Annotated in this window: 12 protein-coding genes and 2 pseudogenes; 4 read left to right on the top strand and 10 right to left on the bottom strand. The window is 72.3% G+C overall.

The genetic code is table 11. The annotated features are described in order from the left end of the window. Positions 1 to 181: 181 nt before the first annotated feature. Positions 182 to 1,531, bottom strand: a complete 1,350-nt coding sequence (locus AMK22_RS11230) for an MFS transporter (RefSeq protein ID WP_073783929.1) — start codon at positions 1,529 to 1,531, stop codon at positions 182 to 184. 101 nt (positions 1,532 to 1,632) lie between these two features. Between AMK22_RS11230 and AMK22_RS11225 the strand changes: the two genes are divergently transcribed. Continuing rightward, positions 1,633 to 2,340: a FadR/GntR family transcriptional regulator gene (locus AMK22_RS11225; protein WP_073783927.1), complete on the top strand. Its 708-nt coding sequence runs from the start codon at positions 1,633 to 1,635 to the stop codon at positions 2,338 to 2,340. A gap of 429 nt (positions 2,341 to 2,769) precedes the next feature. Continuing rightward, on the top strand, positions 2,770 to 4,218 hold the full coding sequence (locus AMK22_RS11215; protein WP_073783923.1) for an amidase: 1,449 nt from the start codon (positions 2,770 to 2,772) through the stop codon (positions 4,216 to 4,218). A 196-nt stretch (positions 4,219 to 4,414) separates the two neighbouring features. Here the strand turns inward: AMK22_RS11215 and AMK22_RS11210 are convergent. Continuing rightward, positions 4,415 to 4,876, bottom strand: a pseudogene (locus tag AMK22_RS11210) (inositol monophosphatase family protein); the annotation flags it as partial. Between the two features lie 107 nt (positions 4,877 to 4,983). Here AMK22_RS11210 and AMK22_RS11205 point away from each other — a divergent pair. Next, positions 4,984 to 5,829 (top strand): annotated as a pseudogene (locus AMK22_RS11205) (response regulator); the annotation flags it as partial. 86 nt (positions 5,830 to 5,915) lie between these two features. Here the strand turns inward: AMK22_RS11205 and AMK22_RS11200 are convergent. Both AMK22_RS11200 and AMK22_RS11195 read right to left on the bottom strand, forming a co-directional pair. Further along, positions 5,916 to 6,635, bottom strand: coding sequence for a hypothetical protein (locus tag AMK22_RS11200; RefSeq protein WP_073784044.1), 720 nt, complete (start codon positions 6,633 to 6,635; stop codon positions 5,916 to 5,918). Positions 6,636 to 6,751: 116 nt separating this feature from the next. Further along, complete coding sequence (locus AMK22_RS11195; RefSeq protein ID WP_384410663.1) at positions 6,752 to 8,107, bottom strand: hypothetical protein; 1,356 nt, start codon at positions 8,105 to 8,107, stop codon at positions 6,752 to 6,754. Positions 8,108 to 8,335: 228 nt separating this feature from the next. Between AMK22_RS11195 and AMK22_RS11190 the strand changes: the two genes are divergently transcribed. After that, positions 8,336 to 8,827: a MaoC family dehydratase gene (locus AMK22_RS11190; RefSeq protein ID WP_073783918.1), complete on the top strand. Its 492-nt coding sequence runs from the start codon at positions 8,336 to 8,338 to the stop codon at positions 8,825 to 8,827. 2 nt (positions 8,828 to 8,829) lie between these two features. Here AMK22_RS11190 and AMK22_RS11185 read toward each other — a convergent pair whose 3' ends face one another. The 6 genes from AMK22_RS11185 to AMK22_RS11160 are packed head-to-tail and all read right to left on the bottom strand — an operon-like array spanning position 8,830 to position 14,689. After that, entirely contained in the window at positions 8,830 to 9,786 is a 957-nt protein-coding gene (locus AMK22_RS11185; RefSeq protein WP_073783916.1) for an ornithine cyclodeaminase family protein, read from the bottom strand. Then, positions 9,783 to 10,793: a 4-hydroxy-2-oxovalerate aldolase gene (dmpG, locus tag AMK22_RS11180; RefSeq protein ID WP_073783915.1), complete on the bottom strand. Its 1,011-nt coding sequence runs from the start codon at positions 10,791 to 10,793 to the stop codon at positions 9,783 to 9,785. The genes AMK22_RS11185 and dmpG overlap by 4 nt, the downstream gene beginning before the upstream one ends. After that, positions 10,790 to 11,755 carry an acetaldehyde dehydrogenase (acetylating) gene (locus tag AMK22_RS11175; protein WP_073783913.1) on the bottom strand — a complete coding sequence of 322 codons (966 nt, stop codon included), beginning with the start codon at positions 11,753 to 11,755 and terminating at the stop codon, positions 10,790 to 10,792. Before AMK22_RS11175 ends, dmpG begins: the two co-directional genes overlap by 4 nt. Next, positions 11,752 to 12,633, bottom strand: coding sequence for an HpcH/HpaI aldolase/citrate lyase family protein (locus AMK22_RS11170; protein ID WP_073783911.1), 882 nt, complete (start codon positions 12,631 to 12,633; stop codon positions 11,752 to 11,754). The genes AMK22_RS11175 and AMK22_RS11170 overlap by 4 nt, the downstream gene beginning before the upstream one ends. Next, complete coding sequence (locus tag AMK22_RS11165; protein WP_073783909.1) at positions 12,630 to 13,904, bottom strand: 8-amino-7-oxononanoate synthase family protein; 1,275 nt, start codon at positions 13,902 to 13,904, stop codon at positions 12,630 to 12,632. The genes AMK22_RS11170 and AMK22_RS11165 overlap by 4 nt, the downstream gene beginning before the upstream one ends. Next, complete coding sequence (locus AMK22_RS11160) at positions 13,901 to 14,689, bottom strand: cupin-like domain-containing protein (RefSeq protein ID WP_073784043.1); 789 nt, start codon at positions 14,687 to 14,689, stop codon at positions 13,901 to 13,903. The genes AMK22_RS11165 and AMK22_RS11160 overlap by 4 nt, the downstream gene beginning before the upstream one ends. Positions 14,690 to 14,783: the final 94 nt, after the last annotated feature.

Here is a 14,783-nt window from a genome sequence, read left to right as displayed (position 1 = left end):
GGCCGGGCGGCACGGGCCCGGCCCGCTTCCCGCCGCTGACACCACGCCCGCGCCGACGGCGCCGACGCGCGGGGCGGGCGAGTGCCGCACACGGCGAACCCGTGGCGCCACGCACGGTCCCGCCCCGTCCGCCTCGTCCGTCCCGTGCCCTGCCCGTCCCGCCCGTCCGCCCGGCGGACCCTCACCCGCGATCGGAACCGACCCGGTCGTCCCGGTCGTCGTGGCCCTCCTGGTTGCCATGGCCGTTCTGGTCGTCCGGGCCGTTCTTGCCGTCCCGCATGTCGTGCACGTCGTCCCGTACGCCTTGAACTGTGCTGTCGCGGCCGGTCGTACGGGCCGTCAGCGCCAGTCCGACGAGGCACTGGACGACCGCGAGCGCGATCAGTACGGCGAGGGGGACGTCCCACCGGCCGGTGGCCGAGCGCAGCAGGCCGATGCCCAACGGCCCGGCCGAGGCCACGAGATAGCCGGTGCTCTGCGCGAACGTCGACAGCGCCGCCGTCTCCTGCGCGCTGCGCCCACCGGTCGTGATGACGGCCAGGACCAACGGGAAGGCGCTCAGCCCCACCCCGGCCAGGACCGCCCAGAGCGCGGGGGCGGCGAGCGGGGCGAGAGCCAGCCCCAGGCAGCCGGCCACCAGCGAGGCACCGACGAGGACGAACGCCGCCCGGAGCCGGCCGGCGCCGCGAGTGAGGGGCATCAGCGCGAACGTCGCGGGGATGCCGACCGCGAGGGTCAGACCCAGCATGGTGCCGGCCCGGGCGGAGCCGAGGCCCTGGTCCGACAGCATGCTCGGCAGCCAGCCGATCATCGCGTAGCTGCTCAGGGACTGGAGTGCGAAGTACGCGGTGATCAGCATCCCCTGGCGGGTGCGGCCCATGCTCCACGCCGAGACCCGCTCGGTGGGGGTCCGGGCCTCCGCCGCAGGCTCCGGGGAACGCGGGCGGGCGGCCCAGACGGCCAGGGCGAGCAGTGCGGGCAGGGTCCACGCCGCCAGCCCCAGTGACGGCGAGCCGACGAGGTCGGCGACCGGCACCGCCGCCGCGGCGGCCACGGACGAGCCGAGCGCCATCGCGACGGTGTACACCCCGGTCAGCCGCGCCACCCGGTCGGGAAAGCGGTCCCGCACCACCGCGGGCAGCAGGACGTTGCACAGCGCGAGCCCTGCCGCACCGAGCAGGGTGCCGGTCAGCAGGGCCGCCGCACCGGGCACGGCGCGCACGGCGAGTCCCGCGCACAGCGCTGTCAGCGCGAGCAGGACTGCCCGCTCGGTGCCCACGCGCCGGGCCAGCATGGCGCTGGTCGCGCCCACCGCCGCGAAGCACAGCGTCGGCAGCGTCGGCACCAGCGAGGCGACCACCGGGCCGAACCCGTCCTGGGCCCGCAGTTGTTCGAGGAGTGCCGAGGCACTGCTGATCGCGAGACGGAGATTGAAGGCGATCAGCACGATGCCGACGCCGGTCAGCCAGGCGGCACGGACCGGGGAGGGGCGGGCGTGGACGTGATGGGGAGAGGGATGAGTCGAAGGCATCTGCCAAACATAAAACGTCTGACCTTTGACGTCCAACCTTTTCCGGTAGGCTGGCCGGGAGCCCGTACGGCGCCCCTGACAACACGGAAGGCCCTGTTCCCATGGCCCTGGCCTCAGCTCGACGAACCGCGTTGGTGACCGATGTCATCGCAAGCCTGCGGGCCGAGATCACCTCCGGCCGCTGGCCGGTCGGCTCCCGCATCCCGCCCGAGCCCGTGCTCATCGAGCAGCTCGGCGTCGCCCGCGGCACCCTTCGCGAGGGCGTCCGTGCCCTCGCCCACGCGGGCCTTCTCCAGGTCCGGCAGGGCGACGGGACGTACGTCCGCGCCACCAGCGAACTCTCCGGCGCCATCCAGCGCCTCGACACGGAACTGACCGAGGTCCTGGAGGTCCGCCAGGCGCTGGACACACAGGCCGCCCGGCTGGCCGCCTCCCGTATGACCCCCACCGCCCTCGACGACCTCGCCGCCCTGCTCGCCCGTCGCGCCGACGCCTGGGAGAACCGCGACCGCGACGCGTGGCTGGACGCCGACCACGCCTTCCACCAGGCCGTCGCCGACACCACCGGCAACTCCCTGCTCAGCGACCTCTACGCCGCACTCGGACCGGCCCTGCGCCGGGCCATGACCTCCCACTGGTCGGACGACGGCTTCGACGGCGCGGATGCCCGCGGCCACGAGGACCTCCTGGAGGCGCTCGGCGCCGCCGATCCCGAACGTGCCGCCGCCAGTGCGACCGCCAACATCGACGCCACCGCCCACTGGCACGACGCGTCCACACCGCCACCCGGCGAACGAGACCGCGGATGAACAACGGTGGCCGGCCGCTCGTACGGACGGGGCAACCTCTCCCGCACCGGTCCGCGCCGGGCACGAGCCGTCGGGCGCGAGTCGATGCCGAGAACGCCGGAACCCGGATGTCCCTGGCCGTGTGGTCGATCAGCCGGAGGCGGAGCACATTGCCCGGCAGACGTTCGGGCCCCTTCTGCTGCCGCAAGCGCACCGAGCATCCTAGGGCCGGGTGAGGGTGCCTCCCGTTTCTCGTGAACATTCCCGCGCCCGTCGACCTCCAGCCGCTGCCCGGAGTGCCGGACAAAGCTGCCGCTGAAAGTGAGAAAAGCCACACCCCGACATGGTCCCCCACGTCCGCTAGGGTCGGCTTAGACCCGCCCTGAACTGGGATTTTGCGTCGGCCACAGCGATGTGATCGCCGCGGGTCTGGCCTTTCCTGGAGATTGCATGACCGATCCAGCATTTCGCTCCGCAGGGCAGCTCGCTGCCGCCGTCGCGGCGAAGGAGGTGTCGAGCGTCGAGCTGCTCGACCACTACCTCGCCCGGGGGGAGCGGCTCGATCCGAAGGTGAACGCCATCGTCGCCCGGGACGAGGAGGGGGCCAGGGCCGCGGCGCAGGCGGCCGACCGCGCGGTCTCCCGCGGCGAGCCGCTCGGCCCCCTGCACGGCGTCCCCGTGACGATCAAGGACAGTCTCGAGGTCGCGGGCATGCGGACCACCGGGGGTTCGACCCGCTGGGGACACCACGTCTCGACGCACGACGCCGAGTCGGTCGCGCGGCTCAAGGACGCGGGCGCGATCGTCTTCGGCAAGTCCAACATGCCGCCCGACGCCCGGGACTGGCAGACCTACAACGAGGTCTACGGGACCACGAACAACCCGTGGGACCCGACCCGCGGCCCCGGCGGTTCGTCCGGCGGGTCCGCCGCGGCGGTCGCCGCAGGGCTGACCGGCCTGGAGCTCGGCGGCGACACGGCGGGTTCGATCCGGGTGCCCGCCCACTTCTGCGGCGTCTACGGGCTGCGCCCATCGTTCGGGATCGTGCCGAGGTACGGGAGCGTCTCGGGACACGCTCCCGGGACGCTGGCGGATTTCGACATGGCGGTACTCGGCCCGCTCGGCAGGCACGCCGACGACCTCGACCTCGGTCTCGACGTGCTCGCGGGAGCGGACCACGACCGCGCCCCGGCCTGGCGGCTGGAGCTGCCCGCCGCCAGGGCGAGCACGCTGCGGGAGTTCCGGGTTGCGGCATGGCTCGACGACCCGTTCTGCCCCGTCGACAGCGAGCTGGTCGCGATCATGCAGGCGGCGCTGGAGGCGGTACGGGCCGCGGGCGCCACCGTGGTCGACGACAAGGGGCCGGTCGGCCTCGACGAGACGATGGACCTCTACCAGCCCTTGCTGATGGCGCAGAGCGGGCTGGTCGAGCCGGACGAGTCGTATGCCCGGCTCGTGGAACTCGCCGCGACGGAGGGGACCACGGGCGGGTTCGCGTCGGACCTGACGCTCCGCTTCCGCGACTGGCACGCGCTCGACGAACGCCGGCAGCACTCCCGCCGCCGCTGGGCGGAGTTCTTCCGCGACGTCGACGTGCTCCTGTGCCCGGTGAGCCCTACGGCCGCCTTCCCCCACGACCAGCAACCCGATCCCGGCTGGTCGGTCCGGACGCTGCGGGTCGACGGCACCGACCGGCCGTACCGCGAGATGCTCACATGGATGGCGCCGTCGTCGGTCAACCATCTGCCCGCGGCGGTGGCGCCCGTCGGGGCGACCCGGGAAGGGCTGCCGGTCGGCATCCAGGTGATCGCGCCCTACCTGCACGACCGCACCGCGGTCCGGTTCGTGCAGTGCCTCGCGGAGGTGATCGGCGGGTTCCGCCGTCCGCCGGGCTTCTGAGCGCCGTCACGGGTCGGTGGGTCTCCCGAGCGTCGTCACGCGGCCGGCGGCCCGCGACGTGGCGGCCTGGCGGCCCGGTCACCGCGCCGTCGGCGCGGCTCGATCCGGCCTCCGCCCGGCCTGCGACGTGCCCGACTCCCGCGGCCGGTTCCCGCGACCGACTCGCGCAGTCGAACGTCGCGGGAACCGGCCGTCGTCAGGCGCGGTGCCGGCCTCCGTCGTGGATCGACGACATCAGCAGTCGGTGGGTCTCGCCGTCGGCGGCCACGACGAGTCCGCGCCCCGCCCGGCCGACCGGGGCGCCGTCGATCCCGGTGACCACACATCCGGCGGCCCGGCACAGGGCGATGCCGGCGGCGAAGTGGACGCTCTCGGAGAGGTCCCCGCCGTCGGTCACGTAGGCGGCGCGCTTCCCGGCGGCGACCCAGGCCAGCGCCAGCGTCGTGGACACGACCCGGGGCCGGAACCGCTCCACGAAACCGGGCTCGGCCAGCAGGTCCACGGCCCGGAACCCGGGCGCGTTGGGGAACGGCGGGTCCAGATTGACGTCAACGAGCCGGGTGGCGGCCGTGGGCGCCAGTCGCGTGTCGACACCGTCGCGCCGTACTTGGGCGGACTTCCCGTCGGTGAGGAAGACCTCGCCGCCGAACAGGTCAGCAAGCGACCGCCTTCCTGTCAAGGGCTCGGTGGGCGGAACAGCACCCGGGCAGGGAGCCGACACGGGTTCATGGGCGACCCTTCGTTGCCGGACATCAGCAGCGCACCGAGACCATCGAGTTCGTACGAGGGCTGTACGGGTCGGCCGTCGACGCCTCGTCCTCGCCCAAGCACGCGGTGGAGATCCTGGAGCAGCAACTGGCCGACGCCGACCGGGTCTCCCGGCGTTCGAGCGTCCGCGGCGACGTCCTGGGCGACGCCCTGCTGGACCGTACGCACCGCATCGCCGACCTGGAGGTGCGGCTCGGTCAGCTGGAGGCCGACCGGGTCGCCGAGCGGAAGCGGGCGGACGAACTCGCGGCGGCCCACCCCGATGTCTCCGGCCTGCTGCGGGAGCGCGACGAACTCCAGTTGGAGGTACGGCGGTTGGGGGCGGAACTCCACGAGGCCCGGGAGCTGTGCGTCGCGGCCGAGGACCGGTGCGATCTGCTCGAACGCCAGCTGGACGCCGTCGAGAAGTCCACCGCCTCGCTGCCCGTCGCCAACGCGCCCCAGGACATGCCGAAGATCCTCGTCGTCGACGACGAGCCGGGCAACCTCCTGGCGATGACCGCCGTCCTCGCGACGCTCGACCAGGAGCTCGTCACCGTCGCCTCCGGCAGGGAGGCGCTCAAGGCGCTGCTCGATCACGACGACTTCGCGGTCATCATCATGGACGTGCAGATGCCGGAGATGGACGGCTACGAGACGTGCGCCCACATCAAGCGCCGTCCCCGGAACCGGGACGTCCCCATCATCTTCCTCACCGCGATGGGCGTGGACCCGGAGCACTCCGCCCGCGGATACGCGGCCGGTGCCGTCGACTACATCAGCAAGCCCTTCGATCCCTGGGCCCTGCGCGCCAAGGTCGCCGTGTTCACGTCCATCTACCTGGAACGCCGTGCCCAGCAGTGACCCGTCGTCCAGCAGTGACCCGTCGCGCGTGGTCCCGTGCCCGTGCCCCCGTCGCGGGGCACCCGGCCTGCTCGCGTCCCCGTCTCTCAGGCGCCGTCGCCTTCCGTCGTCGGCCCGGGCACGGTCCGGCGCCCGTTCCCGCGGGGCAGGCGGCGTGGCCGGTCGCGGATCTGCGGGGGCGGTGCCGTACGCGTCCGCCGGGCCTCGTCGGTGACGCAGAACAGGCAACGGGGTCCGCCGTGCGCCGCGGGGTCGAGCGGGGCCCCGGGGTGCCGGGGACAGCGGGAGACCGTACGAGGACGGGACAGTTCGCGGGCGATGATGAACGCCCCGTGCACCAGATCGGCGGTGAGCGCGAGGTCCTGTGCCGAGGAGCGGTAGTGCAGTTCGAAGACGACCTCGTTGATCTGCCGCATTCGAGCGAGCAGGGCCTCGTGGGTGTAGGGCGGTGGTGGGATCTCGTACCGGTTCACCGCGGTCGCCGTTCCGCTCCGGGCCCTGGGGTCGCCCGCGCGGCGGTTGGTGTTGCACAACAGGCACGGCCCCCACTCCTCGGGCGGTGCCGGATCCACCGGCCCGTTCGGGTGGGTCGAGCAGTTCGTCGTGTTCCGTGACGGGGCGAGGTTCCGGGCGGTGACGAACAGTTTGTACAGGGAGTCGGCGATCGCGTCGTACTCGGTGGGGTCTCCGCGCCCGGGGATGGTACGGATGCGGTCGTCCGTGCTCGGGAGTCTGGAGCGCAGTTCGCCGAGCAGGAAGGGCAGTTTCGTCGGGATGCGGTACGCGGAGTGCTGCGGATTGTCCACGGTGGCAGACGACCGCAGCAGGCCGGTACCGCACCAGCGGGGACCGGGGCGCGTCACCCGCAGGAGGGGTACGTTCAACCCTTCCGGGGGTTTCGCCCGTCGGCGTTGACGCCCCCTCAGACCGCGACCGCGCAGTTGACGGAGCTGTTGGCGCCCAGGACGCTGACGATGCCCGTCGTGAGGTCGCCGGTGAAGCGCGTGAAGACACCCGCCGGGCGACCGGCGAACAGGAGCGGGCCGAGGACGGGGACGACCTCCATGTCGTACGGCTCGTCCACACCGTCGGAGACCACCGCCAGCCCGCACGTCCGCGGCTCCACGAAGTCCTGCACCACGCTGGTGCTCGCCTCGGCGGCCTCGGCCACCGCCGCCTCCCACACGCCCTGGTCCGTGTCCCGGCCGATGACGACCTGCTTCCCGCTCATGCCGATGCCCGCCTTCAGCACCAGCGACTCGCGGTGGTCCACCGCGTACCGCACCAGGTCCACCTCGCGCCCGCCCCTCGTCGTCCGCCGGTCCGAGAGGATCCTGGTCCACGGCAGATAGGTGTCCACCAGGGCGCACTCGGCCGCGCTCATCCACGGCCGGCCCTCCGACAGCATCCCCAGGGTCAGCTTGCTGGACAGGAAGGTGGAGGTCTGGGTGCCCACCAGCAGACAGCCGTGGTCCAGCGCCTCCTGCACGGGGGCGGTGTCGATGCCGAGTTCCGCCCAGTCCGGGATCGTGAAGTCCCGCAGCCCCACCGGATGACGCAGATGCGGTGGACAGTCCCACGCCTCGTGCAGGTCCTCGGGCTCGAAGAACCGCGCCATGAGCCCGTGGCTGTTGAAATGGGCGACCTGGAGGTCGAAGTACCGTGTGGAGCCGCCCTGGTCGCGGGCGCTGCCCAGAACGGCCACGCGCGGCGCCACCCCCAGCTCCGCGCACAGCGTCCGGAACATCTCGGTGCGCACGGTGTACGGGTCGTGGGAGGCGAACGGAAGGCGGCCGTCGGCGTCGGTGTGGAGCGCGCGCCAGACGTCGAGATGGCCGTGCACCTCCACCGGGCCGCCGAGCGCCCCGCTGACGTTGAGTTCGAGGAATTGCGGCCCGTCCGGACCGATCACGACGTCCGGGCGGGCCACGCAGTCCGCGTACCGCTCCTCGGTGAACGGGTCGGCCACGAACAGCTGATGCTCGCTGTCCGGCATGCGGTACGCCGCCAGCCGCCCCCGCGTGGTGGGCGCGCTCTCCAGCGCGGCACGGCGCACCAGGTCCAGCAGGGCCGAGGTGACCCGGAACAGCTCGGCGTACGAGGCGCGGGGCAGCGCGAACGGGGCGGCGGGCAGGAGCGGTTGATAGGGGAGCCCGATGTCCCGCATCTCGCCGCGCAGCAGCTCCCGGACGGTCCGGGCACCGGCCGCGGGTCGCAGCCGCATCTCGCCGAACCACGGGTGACCGGCCGACGCCGAAGGGCCCGCCTCCTGGAGCATGCTCATCCGTCTTTCTCCTTTTCTCCTGGACAACCAGTGCCGCTCCCGGCAAGGTTTGCCGGGAAGCTCGCGGCGTCCGGTGCGGTGCATCGCAAGGCGGAGGACCGCCCTCGTACTGGACGTACTCGGGTGATGCGACAACGCGGCGAGGTGCCGTCTTCGCGGTGCCGCCGTCCCGGCGGTGCCCGCGCCCGCCCGGCAGACGGACCGCACACGGGAGACCAACGCATGACACTGCGCCACGTCGGGGACAACGAGTACGTCGAGGAACACGGCGGGGACTACGAGGACTTCGAGCCCGGGATGGTCATCCGGCACTGGCCGGGACGGACCATCACCGAGACCGACAACACCTGGCTGACGCTGCTGACGATGAACCAGCACCCGCTGCACTTCGACCGGGCCTACGGGGAGGGCGCCGAGTACGGGCGGGTGCTGGTCAACAGCGGGATCACCCTGTGCCTGATCGGCGGCATGACCGTGCAGGCGCTGTCCGCGCGGGCCGTGGCCAACCTCGGCTGGGACCGGGTCCGGCTCAAGGACCCCGTGTACGTGGGCGACACCCTGTACGCGACCAGCAGGATCCTGGACAAGCGGCTGTCCCGGTCCCGGCCCGGACAGGGCATCGTCACGGTCGAGACGACCGGTACCAAGTCCACCGGTGAGACCGTCATCGTCTTCGAGCGCTCCTTCATGGTGCGCTGCCGCGAGGCCGGCTGACGTCACCGCCCGGCCGCCGCGAGCAGCGCCGCCGCGGCGGCCGTGTCCTCGATGGCCAGGCCCACGCTCCGGAACACCGACGTCCGGGCGTCCGCCACCGCCGCCGCGCCGACGAGCTCGCCCAGTTCGCGCAAAGCCCCGGGGGCGGTCAGCCCGGCGGCCAGGGCGGCGCGCACCTCGCCCGCCTCCGCGCGGGCGGCGGCCCGTTCCTCGACGACGACCAGCGCGTCGGCGAGCAGCGCCGGGTCCACCTCCAGGGCGTCCTCGTGCGTGCCGCCGATCACGTTGAGATGGGCTCCGGGGGTCACCCACCCGGCCTCCACCAGCGGTGTCCGGCCCGCGGTGGAGGTCGTCGTACAGATCAGGGCGGCGTCTGTGACGGCCTTCTCCGCCGTGTCGCACACGGTGACCCGCAGCCTCTCCTCCGAGGCTTCGCGGGCCCATCGGGCGAACCTCTCGGTCCGTTCACGGGTTCGGGAGAACACCCGGACCGTACGCACCGGGCGCACCGCGCACATCGCCCGCACCATCGCGCGCGCCTGCACCCCGGCGCCGAGCACCGCCAGGTCGGCGGCGTCCTCGGGGGCGCAGAGGCGGGTGGCCAGGGCGGCGACCGCACCGGTGCGGACGGCGGTGAGCTCGGCGCCGTCCAGCAGTGCGGTGATCCGGCCGGTGTCCAGGTCGGTCAGCGCGACGACGCCGTGGATCAGTGGCAGTCCGCGGTCCGGGTTGTCCGGGGTCAGTGTGGTGATCTTGACGCTGCCCACGCCGTGGCGTTCCCAGACCGACGTCGCGGCCAGCAGCTCCCGTCCGTCGCCGTGCGGTACGACCGTGCGCGGCGGGGACGACGTACGGCCCGCGGACAGGTCGCCGAAGGCATCGGCCAGCGTGTCGACGACCCGCAGCAGTACCTCGGTCCCCGCCATGTCGGCGGCCCCGAGGAACACCGGCCCGCTCACGTGGCCGACCCCCGGGCGCCCAGCTCGGCCACCACGTCCACGATCATGTCCTCCTGCCCGGCGATGGCCTGCCGTCTGCCGAGTTCGAAGAACACGTCGCGAGGGTCGACACCGGCTCGCCGCGACTGTTCCAGCACCTGGTGCTTGAACCCGGAGAACACCCCGGCCAGTCCGCTGACGATGCTCAGCGCGTCGGTGACCGGGGGAGCGGGCATGAGTTCCCGTTCCGCGTACCCGGCGGCGTCCAGCAGCGCGTACAGATCGATGCCGGTGGTGAAGCCGGTGCGCTCCAGGACCGGCACCAGCACCTCCAGCCGCGTGTTGCCCGCACCCGCGCCGAAGCCGCGCGCACAGCCGTCGATGATCCCGGCGCCCGCCCGGGCCGCCGCGACCGAGTTCGCCACCGCCATGCCGAGGTTGTCGTGCCCGTGGAAGATCACCGGGACGTCGACCGCTGCACGGATCGCGCCGATCCGCTCGGTGACGTCGTCGGGCAGGAAGTGGCCCGCGGAGTCCATGATGCCCACCGCCCGCGCCCCGTAGCCGACCGCGCGTGCCGCGTGCTCGGCGAGTTCGGCGGGCGAAGCCATATGACTCATCATCAGGACGCAGTGGGCCTCGGCGTCCTGCTCGGCCAGGAAGCCCAGATGGCGTTCGGCGAGCGAGGTCTCCGTGCAGTGCACCCCCACCCGCAGCACGTCGGCACCGTGTCGCAGGGCCCTGCGCAGGTCCTCGGAGGTACCCCAGCCGGGCAGCAGGAACACCGCCATCCGGCTCCTGCGCAGCGCCTCCCGCACGGTGGACAGCATCAGGTCGTCGCCGACGGCGGCCCGGCCGACCTGGAGGGAGGAGGCCCCCAGACCGTTGCCGTGCCCCACCTCCACCACCGGCACCCCGGCCGCGTCCGCCGCCTCGGCGTAGCCGCGCAGCGCAGCCACGCCGAGCCGGTGGCGCACGGCGTGCTGGCCGTCGCGCAGTGTGGGGTCATGGATCACCACGGGGTTCACCGGTCCACCTCCTGCCGGGCGGCCGACGCGAGCCGGACCGCGTGCTGTTCGGCGACCAGGACCGCCGCCGCGTCGATGATGTCCAGATTTCCCGCGTACGGGGGCAGCACGGAGCTGTCGGCGGTGATCTCCAGGGACACGGCGACCACACCGTCGTGCACGTCGCAGCCGAGCACCCGGTAGCCCGGTGCGAATCCCCGTACTTGTTCTGCCGCCTCGTCGACCACGGCCCGTACTTCCCCGGTGCCGGCCCCGGGTGCCACCGCGTGGACGGTGGTGCGGAACGTCGCGGGTGGCACGGCCGGGCTGATGTTGAGGATCGCCTTGGTGTCGCGCACACCGGTGAACGCGGTCACTGCCTGCGAGGTCGTCGCGACGTACTCGTCGAGGTTGAGCCGGGTGGCCCGTCCGGCGATGGAGCTCGCGACGGTCGAGACGACCTCGATGTACGTCACGTCGAACCGTTCGGCGAGGGCGTGCGCGAGCGGTACCGACGCCTGCCCGCCGCAGCTGATCAGGCTGACGTTGCCCTCGGGCGGCGACTGGACGCCCGTCACGGTGGGTACCACCATCCGCCCGGTCCTGCTCGGCGTCAGGTCGATCAGCAGCGTGCCGAGCGGTCGCAGCAACCGCCAGTGCTCGGCGTGCGCCCGTGCGCTGGTGGCGTCGAACACCACGTCGAACGGGCGCGGCGCGGCGAGGATCGCGTCGATGCCACCGGCGGTGGTCGGGCAGCCGAGCCGGGCGGCGCGGAGCAGGCCCGCCGATTCCGGGTCGCGCCCGGCCACCAGGGCGCACTCCAGCACGGCCGAGCCGCAGATCTTGGAGACCAGGTCCTGGCCGATGGCGCCGGTGCCGATGACGGCGACGGAGAGGGGCGGGACACCGTCCGGCCGTGCCCCGGTGACGGGGGTTCCGGCTGTGGTTCCGGGGGCTGCGGTGTCTGCGGCGGTGGCGGTCATCGGCCGGCCCCCGCGTCCGTGGCACGGTCCGCGAACCGCGTCCGCCAGGCGTCCCCGAGCGCTGCCGTCGTACGGGCCAGGCGGGCGAACGGAGGCCCGACCATGGAACCGTCCAGCACCGCGATGCCGCCGTTCGCGGCCCGGACCGCCTCGGAGACCCGCCGGGCCCGGCGCAGCTCGTCCGGGTCGGGACGCAACGCCCGGTTGATCGTGTCCAGTTCGCCGGGGTGCACGGTCACCTTGCCGTGGAAGCCCAGCTCGCGCACCCGGTCGATCTCGGCGGCCAGCACGTCCGGCTCGGCGAGGCGGAAGTTGGCGGTGTCGACACAGGCGGTGCCGTACCGGGCACAGGCCAGGGCCATCGCCTGTCGGGCCGCGAGCATCCCGGCCCAGGTGATCTCGACGCCCAGGGTCGCGGCCAGGTCGGCCGAGCCGAGGACCAGCCCGTCGGCGGCCCGCGCGATCGCGTCGACGGCGGCGACGGCGGCCGGGGTCTCCACCGTCACATAGATCTCCGGGCGCGCCCCGGCCGAGGCGAGGGTGTCCCGCAGCAGCCGCACCTCGACCGCGGAGTTCACCATGGTCATCACGACGATCCCGGGCCGGACGGGGGACTCGGCGAGCAGCACGAGGTCGTGCACCGCCTCCAGCGTGCCCAGTCGGTTGATCCGCACCCCGACGTTCGCGGGGTGCGGCGCCTTCTCCAGGGCCGCCCGGCACACCCGCCGCGCCGCCGTCTTCTCCGGCGCGGGGACGGCGTCCTCCAGGTCGATCACGTGCACGTCCGCGTCGTACGACCAGGCCTTCACGACCCGGTCCAGGGACAGCGCGGGCGTGTAGAGGATGCTGCGCGGGATCGCTCTCGCGGTGTCCGTCATCTGCCGTCCTCCCCGGGCACGGGGGCTGCCGGCCGGGCGCCCACCGCGATGAGGGCCGCGCACAGCGCGCGGATCTGCTCCTCGGTCTGTCCGGCGCGCATCATCACGCGCAGCCCCGCCGTACCGCGGGCGACGATCGGGAAGAACACCGGCGAGACGTAGAAACCGGCCTCGAAGACTTGTCGTCCGGCCTCGATCACCGTCTCGTCGCTCATCGGCACGAGGCGGATCGGATAGGTGCCGCCGGACTGGTCTGTGTGGATCAGCGAGTCGAAGAGATCGATGTTGGCGTGGAGCCGGTTCTGCAGCGTGGTCAGTTCGGCGGTGCGGTGGATCTCGGCGGAGGCGAGACCGGCCCCGACCGCGGCCGTGTTCAGCAGCTGCGAGTAGTTCAGGGCGCCGCCGAAGCGCTCGATGACCCGCAGCGTCTCCTTGTCGTACCCGTCGAGCACGATGGCCGCGCCGCTGGTGCCGAACGCCTTGTTCAGGGTCACCACGGTGATGGTGCGCTCGTCCAGCACCGGGCTGTGCGTACGGACGTGGCCCACGCCCCGTTCCCCGTACGCCGACAGCGAGTGCGAGTCGTCGTAGTAGACCAACAGGCCGTACTTGTCCTGGAGTTCGGCCAGTTCCTTGACCGGGGCGTAGCCGCCGAGACTGTCGCTGCCGTCGCAGACGTAGGCGACCCGGGCGTACTTCCTGCACTTGTCCTCGATGAAGTCGAGGTCGTGGTGGGGCGAGGTGACGACCTCGGTCTCGTCGGCGCAGACCGGCTTGACGTTCGCCATCGACACATGGGCGTTCTTGTCGAAGACCATCAGCGGCCGGGTGCCGTCGCCCAGATGGCCGGAGGCGATCAGCGGCAGCAGTCCGAAGGTGGCGGTGCTGGCGGCGATCGAGCACACGACATGGGCGCCGAAGAGTTCGCCCAGCGAGTCCTCCAGCTCCAGCATCGCGGGTATCTGCACCCGGCTGCGGGCGATGCAGTGGTCCAGGACGCCGTAGCGGCGCAGCGCCTCGATGCCGCCCTCGACCACCCGGGGATGGGAGTCCAGGTCGAGGTAGGAGCAGCAGCTGAAGTTGACGAACTCGTGGCCTTCGCCGATGAATTCGTGCCCGGGCGCGGTGCGCAGGACACCGCCGTCGAGGTCGGCCACGATACCGGCCAGCCCGTTGCGCTCCGACATGTCCCAGAACGCGTTGCCGATGCCGATCAGCTTGTCGTTGTTGCGGTAGTGGTGGGTGGGGCTGATCGTGATGCGCTCGGTCATGACGCCGCCTGGGCAGGTTCGTAGTTGTAGACGCCTTTGAGCTTGCGGAAGACGGCCGTGTAGAGCGCCACGCCGAGCACGTACGGCCGGCGCAGGATCTTCGGGTCGCGCAGCCAGAAGTTCACGTTGATGTTCATCTCGTCCAGCGATTCGGCCTGGTGCCACCAGCCGAGCGGAAGATAGAGCATCTGCCCCGGTTCCAGGACGAGTTCGCGGCGCTGGGCGAGCTTGGCGGCGAGCTTCGGGTAGCGCGCCCGGTCCACGTCGTCGAAGTCGAAGACCTGCGACTTGTCGCCGAAACCGTGCTTGAGCGAGCGCGGGTAGTACTCCCGGAAACCCGGGGGCGCCAGAACGAACCGCTTGCGGCCCTCCAGGGCCACGTTGAAGTTCTCCAGCTCGTCGAAGTGGCTCTGGGTGAACACCCCGCGATGGCTGATCCACAGGTTGGCCGCGTTGAGCGAGCGCTGGTACGCGAACAGCTTCGCGGCGTCGAAGCCGAGGATCGCGTCGACGTCCGAGGGCCGGTTGCGGATGTTCGCCACGACCCGGTTCCAGGTGCTCGCGTCGTTCTGGTAGCGGTCGTCGGCGAAGAACTCGGAGAGCCGGATCTCCCGGGTGGTCCAGCGCTCGGGGTTCTGCTTGTCGCTGGGCTCGGTGAACAGGGTCACCGCAAGATGTCCGAGGCGCTCGGCGACCCCGTTCCTGCCGAGGCCCTGGACGCTTTCCGGCAGGGTGATCACGACGGGGACGTCGGCCCGGATGAGTGCGTCCCGACCGAAGGCCATGAACTCGTCGAACGAGAGCCGGGGCACGGGCAGGCCCTCGGGTCCGGACCGCGTCGGGACAGGATCCTGTGGTTCCACGATCTTCCCTCTCTGC

The organism is Streptomyces sp. CB01580 (genome assembly GCF_001905795.1).
Lineage (GTDB): Bacteria > Actinomycetota > Actinomycetes > Streptomycetales > Streptomycetaceae > Streptomyces.
This window is presented reverse-complemented; position numbering and strand designations above follow the sequence as displayed.

Excerpts from the sequence above, each read along its gene's own strand:
- AMK22_RS11230 (WP_073783929.1), bottom strand. The coding sequence starts at position 1,531 with ATGCCTTCGACTCATCCCTCTCCCCATCACGTCCACGCCCGCCCCTCC.
- AMK22_RS11225 (WP_073783927.1), top strand. The coding sequence starts at position 1,633 with ATGGCCCTGGCCTCAGCTCGACGAACCGCGTTGGTGACCGATGTCATC.
- AMK22_RS11215 (WP_073783923.1), top strand. The coding sequence starts at position 2,770 with ATGACCGATCCAGCATTTCGCTCCGCAGGGCAGCTCGCTGCCGCCGTC.
- AMK22_RS11195 (WP_384410663.1), bottom strand. The coding sequence starts at position 8,107 with ATGCTCCAGGAGGCGGGCCCTTCGGCGTCGGCCGGTCACCCGTGGTTC.
- AMK22_RS11190 (WP_073783918.1), top strand. The coding sequence starts at position 8,336 with ATGACACTGCGCCACGTCGGGGACAACGAGTACGTCGAGGAACACGGC.
- AMK22_RS11175 (WP_073783913.1), bottom strand. The coding sequence starts at position 11,755 with ATGACCGCCACCGCCGCAGACACCGCAGCCCCCGGAACCACAGCCGGA.
- AMK22_RS11170 (WP_073783911.1), bottom strand. The coding sequence starts at position 12,633 with ATGACGGACACCGCGAGAGCGATCCCGCGCAGCATCCTCTACACGCCC.
- AMK22_RS11165 (WP_073783909.1), bottom strand. The coding sequence starts at position 13,904 with ATGACCGAGCGCATCACGATCAGCCCCACCCACCACTACCGCAACAAC.
- AMK22_RS11160 (WP_073784043.1), bottom strand. The coding sequence starts at position 14,689 with ATGGCCTTCGGTCGGGACGCACTCATCCGGGCCGACGTCCCCGTCGTG.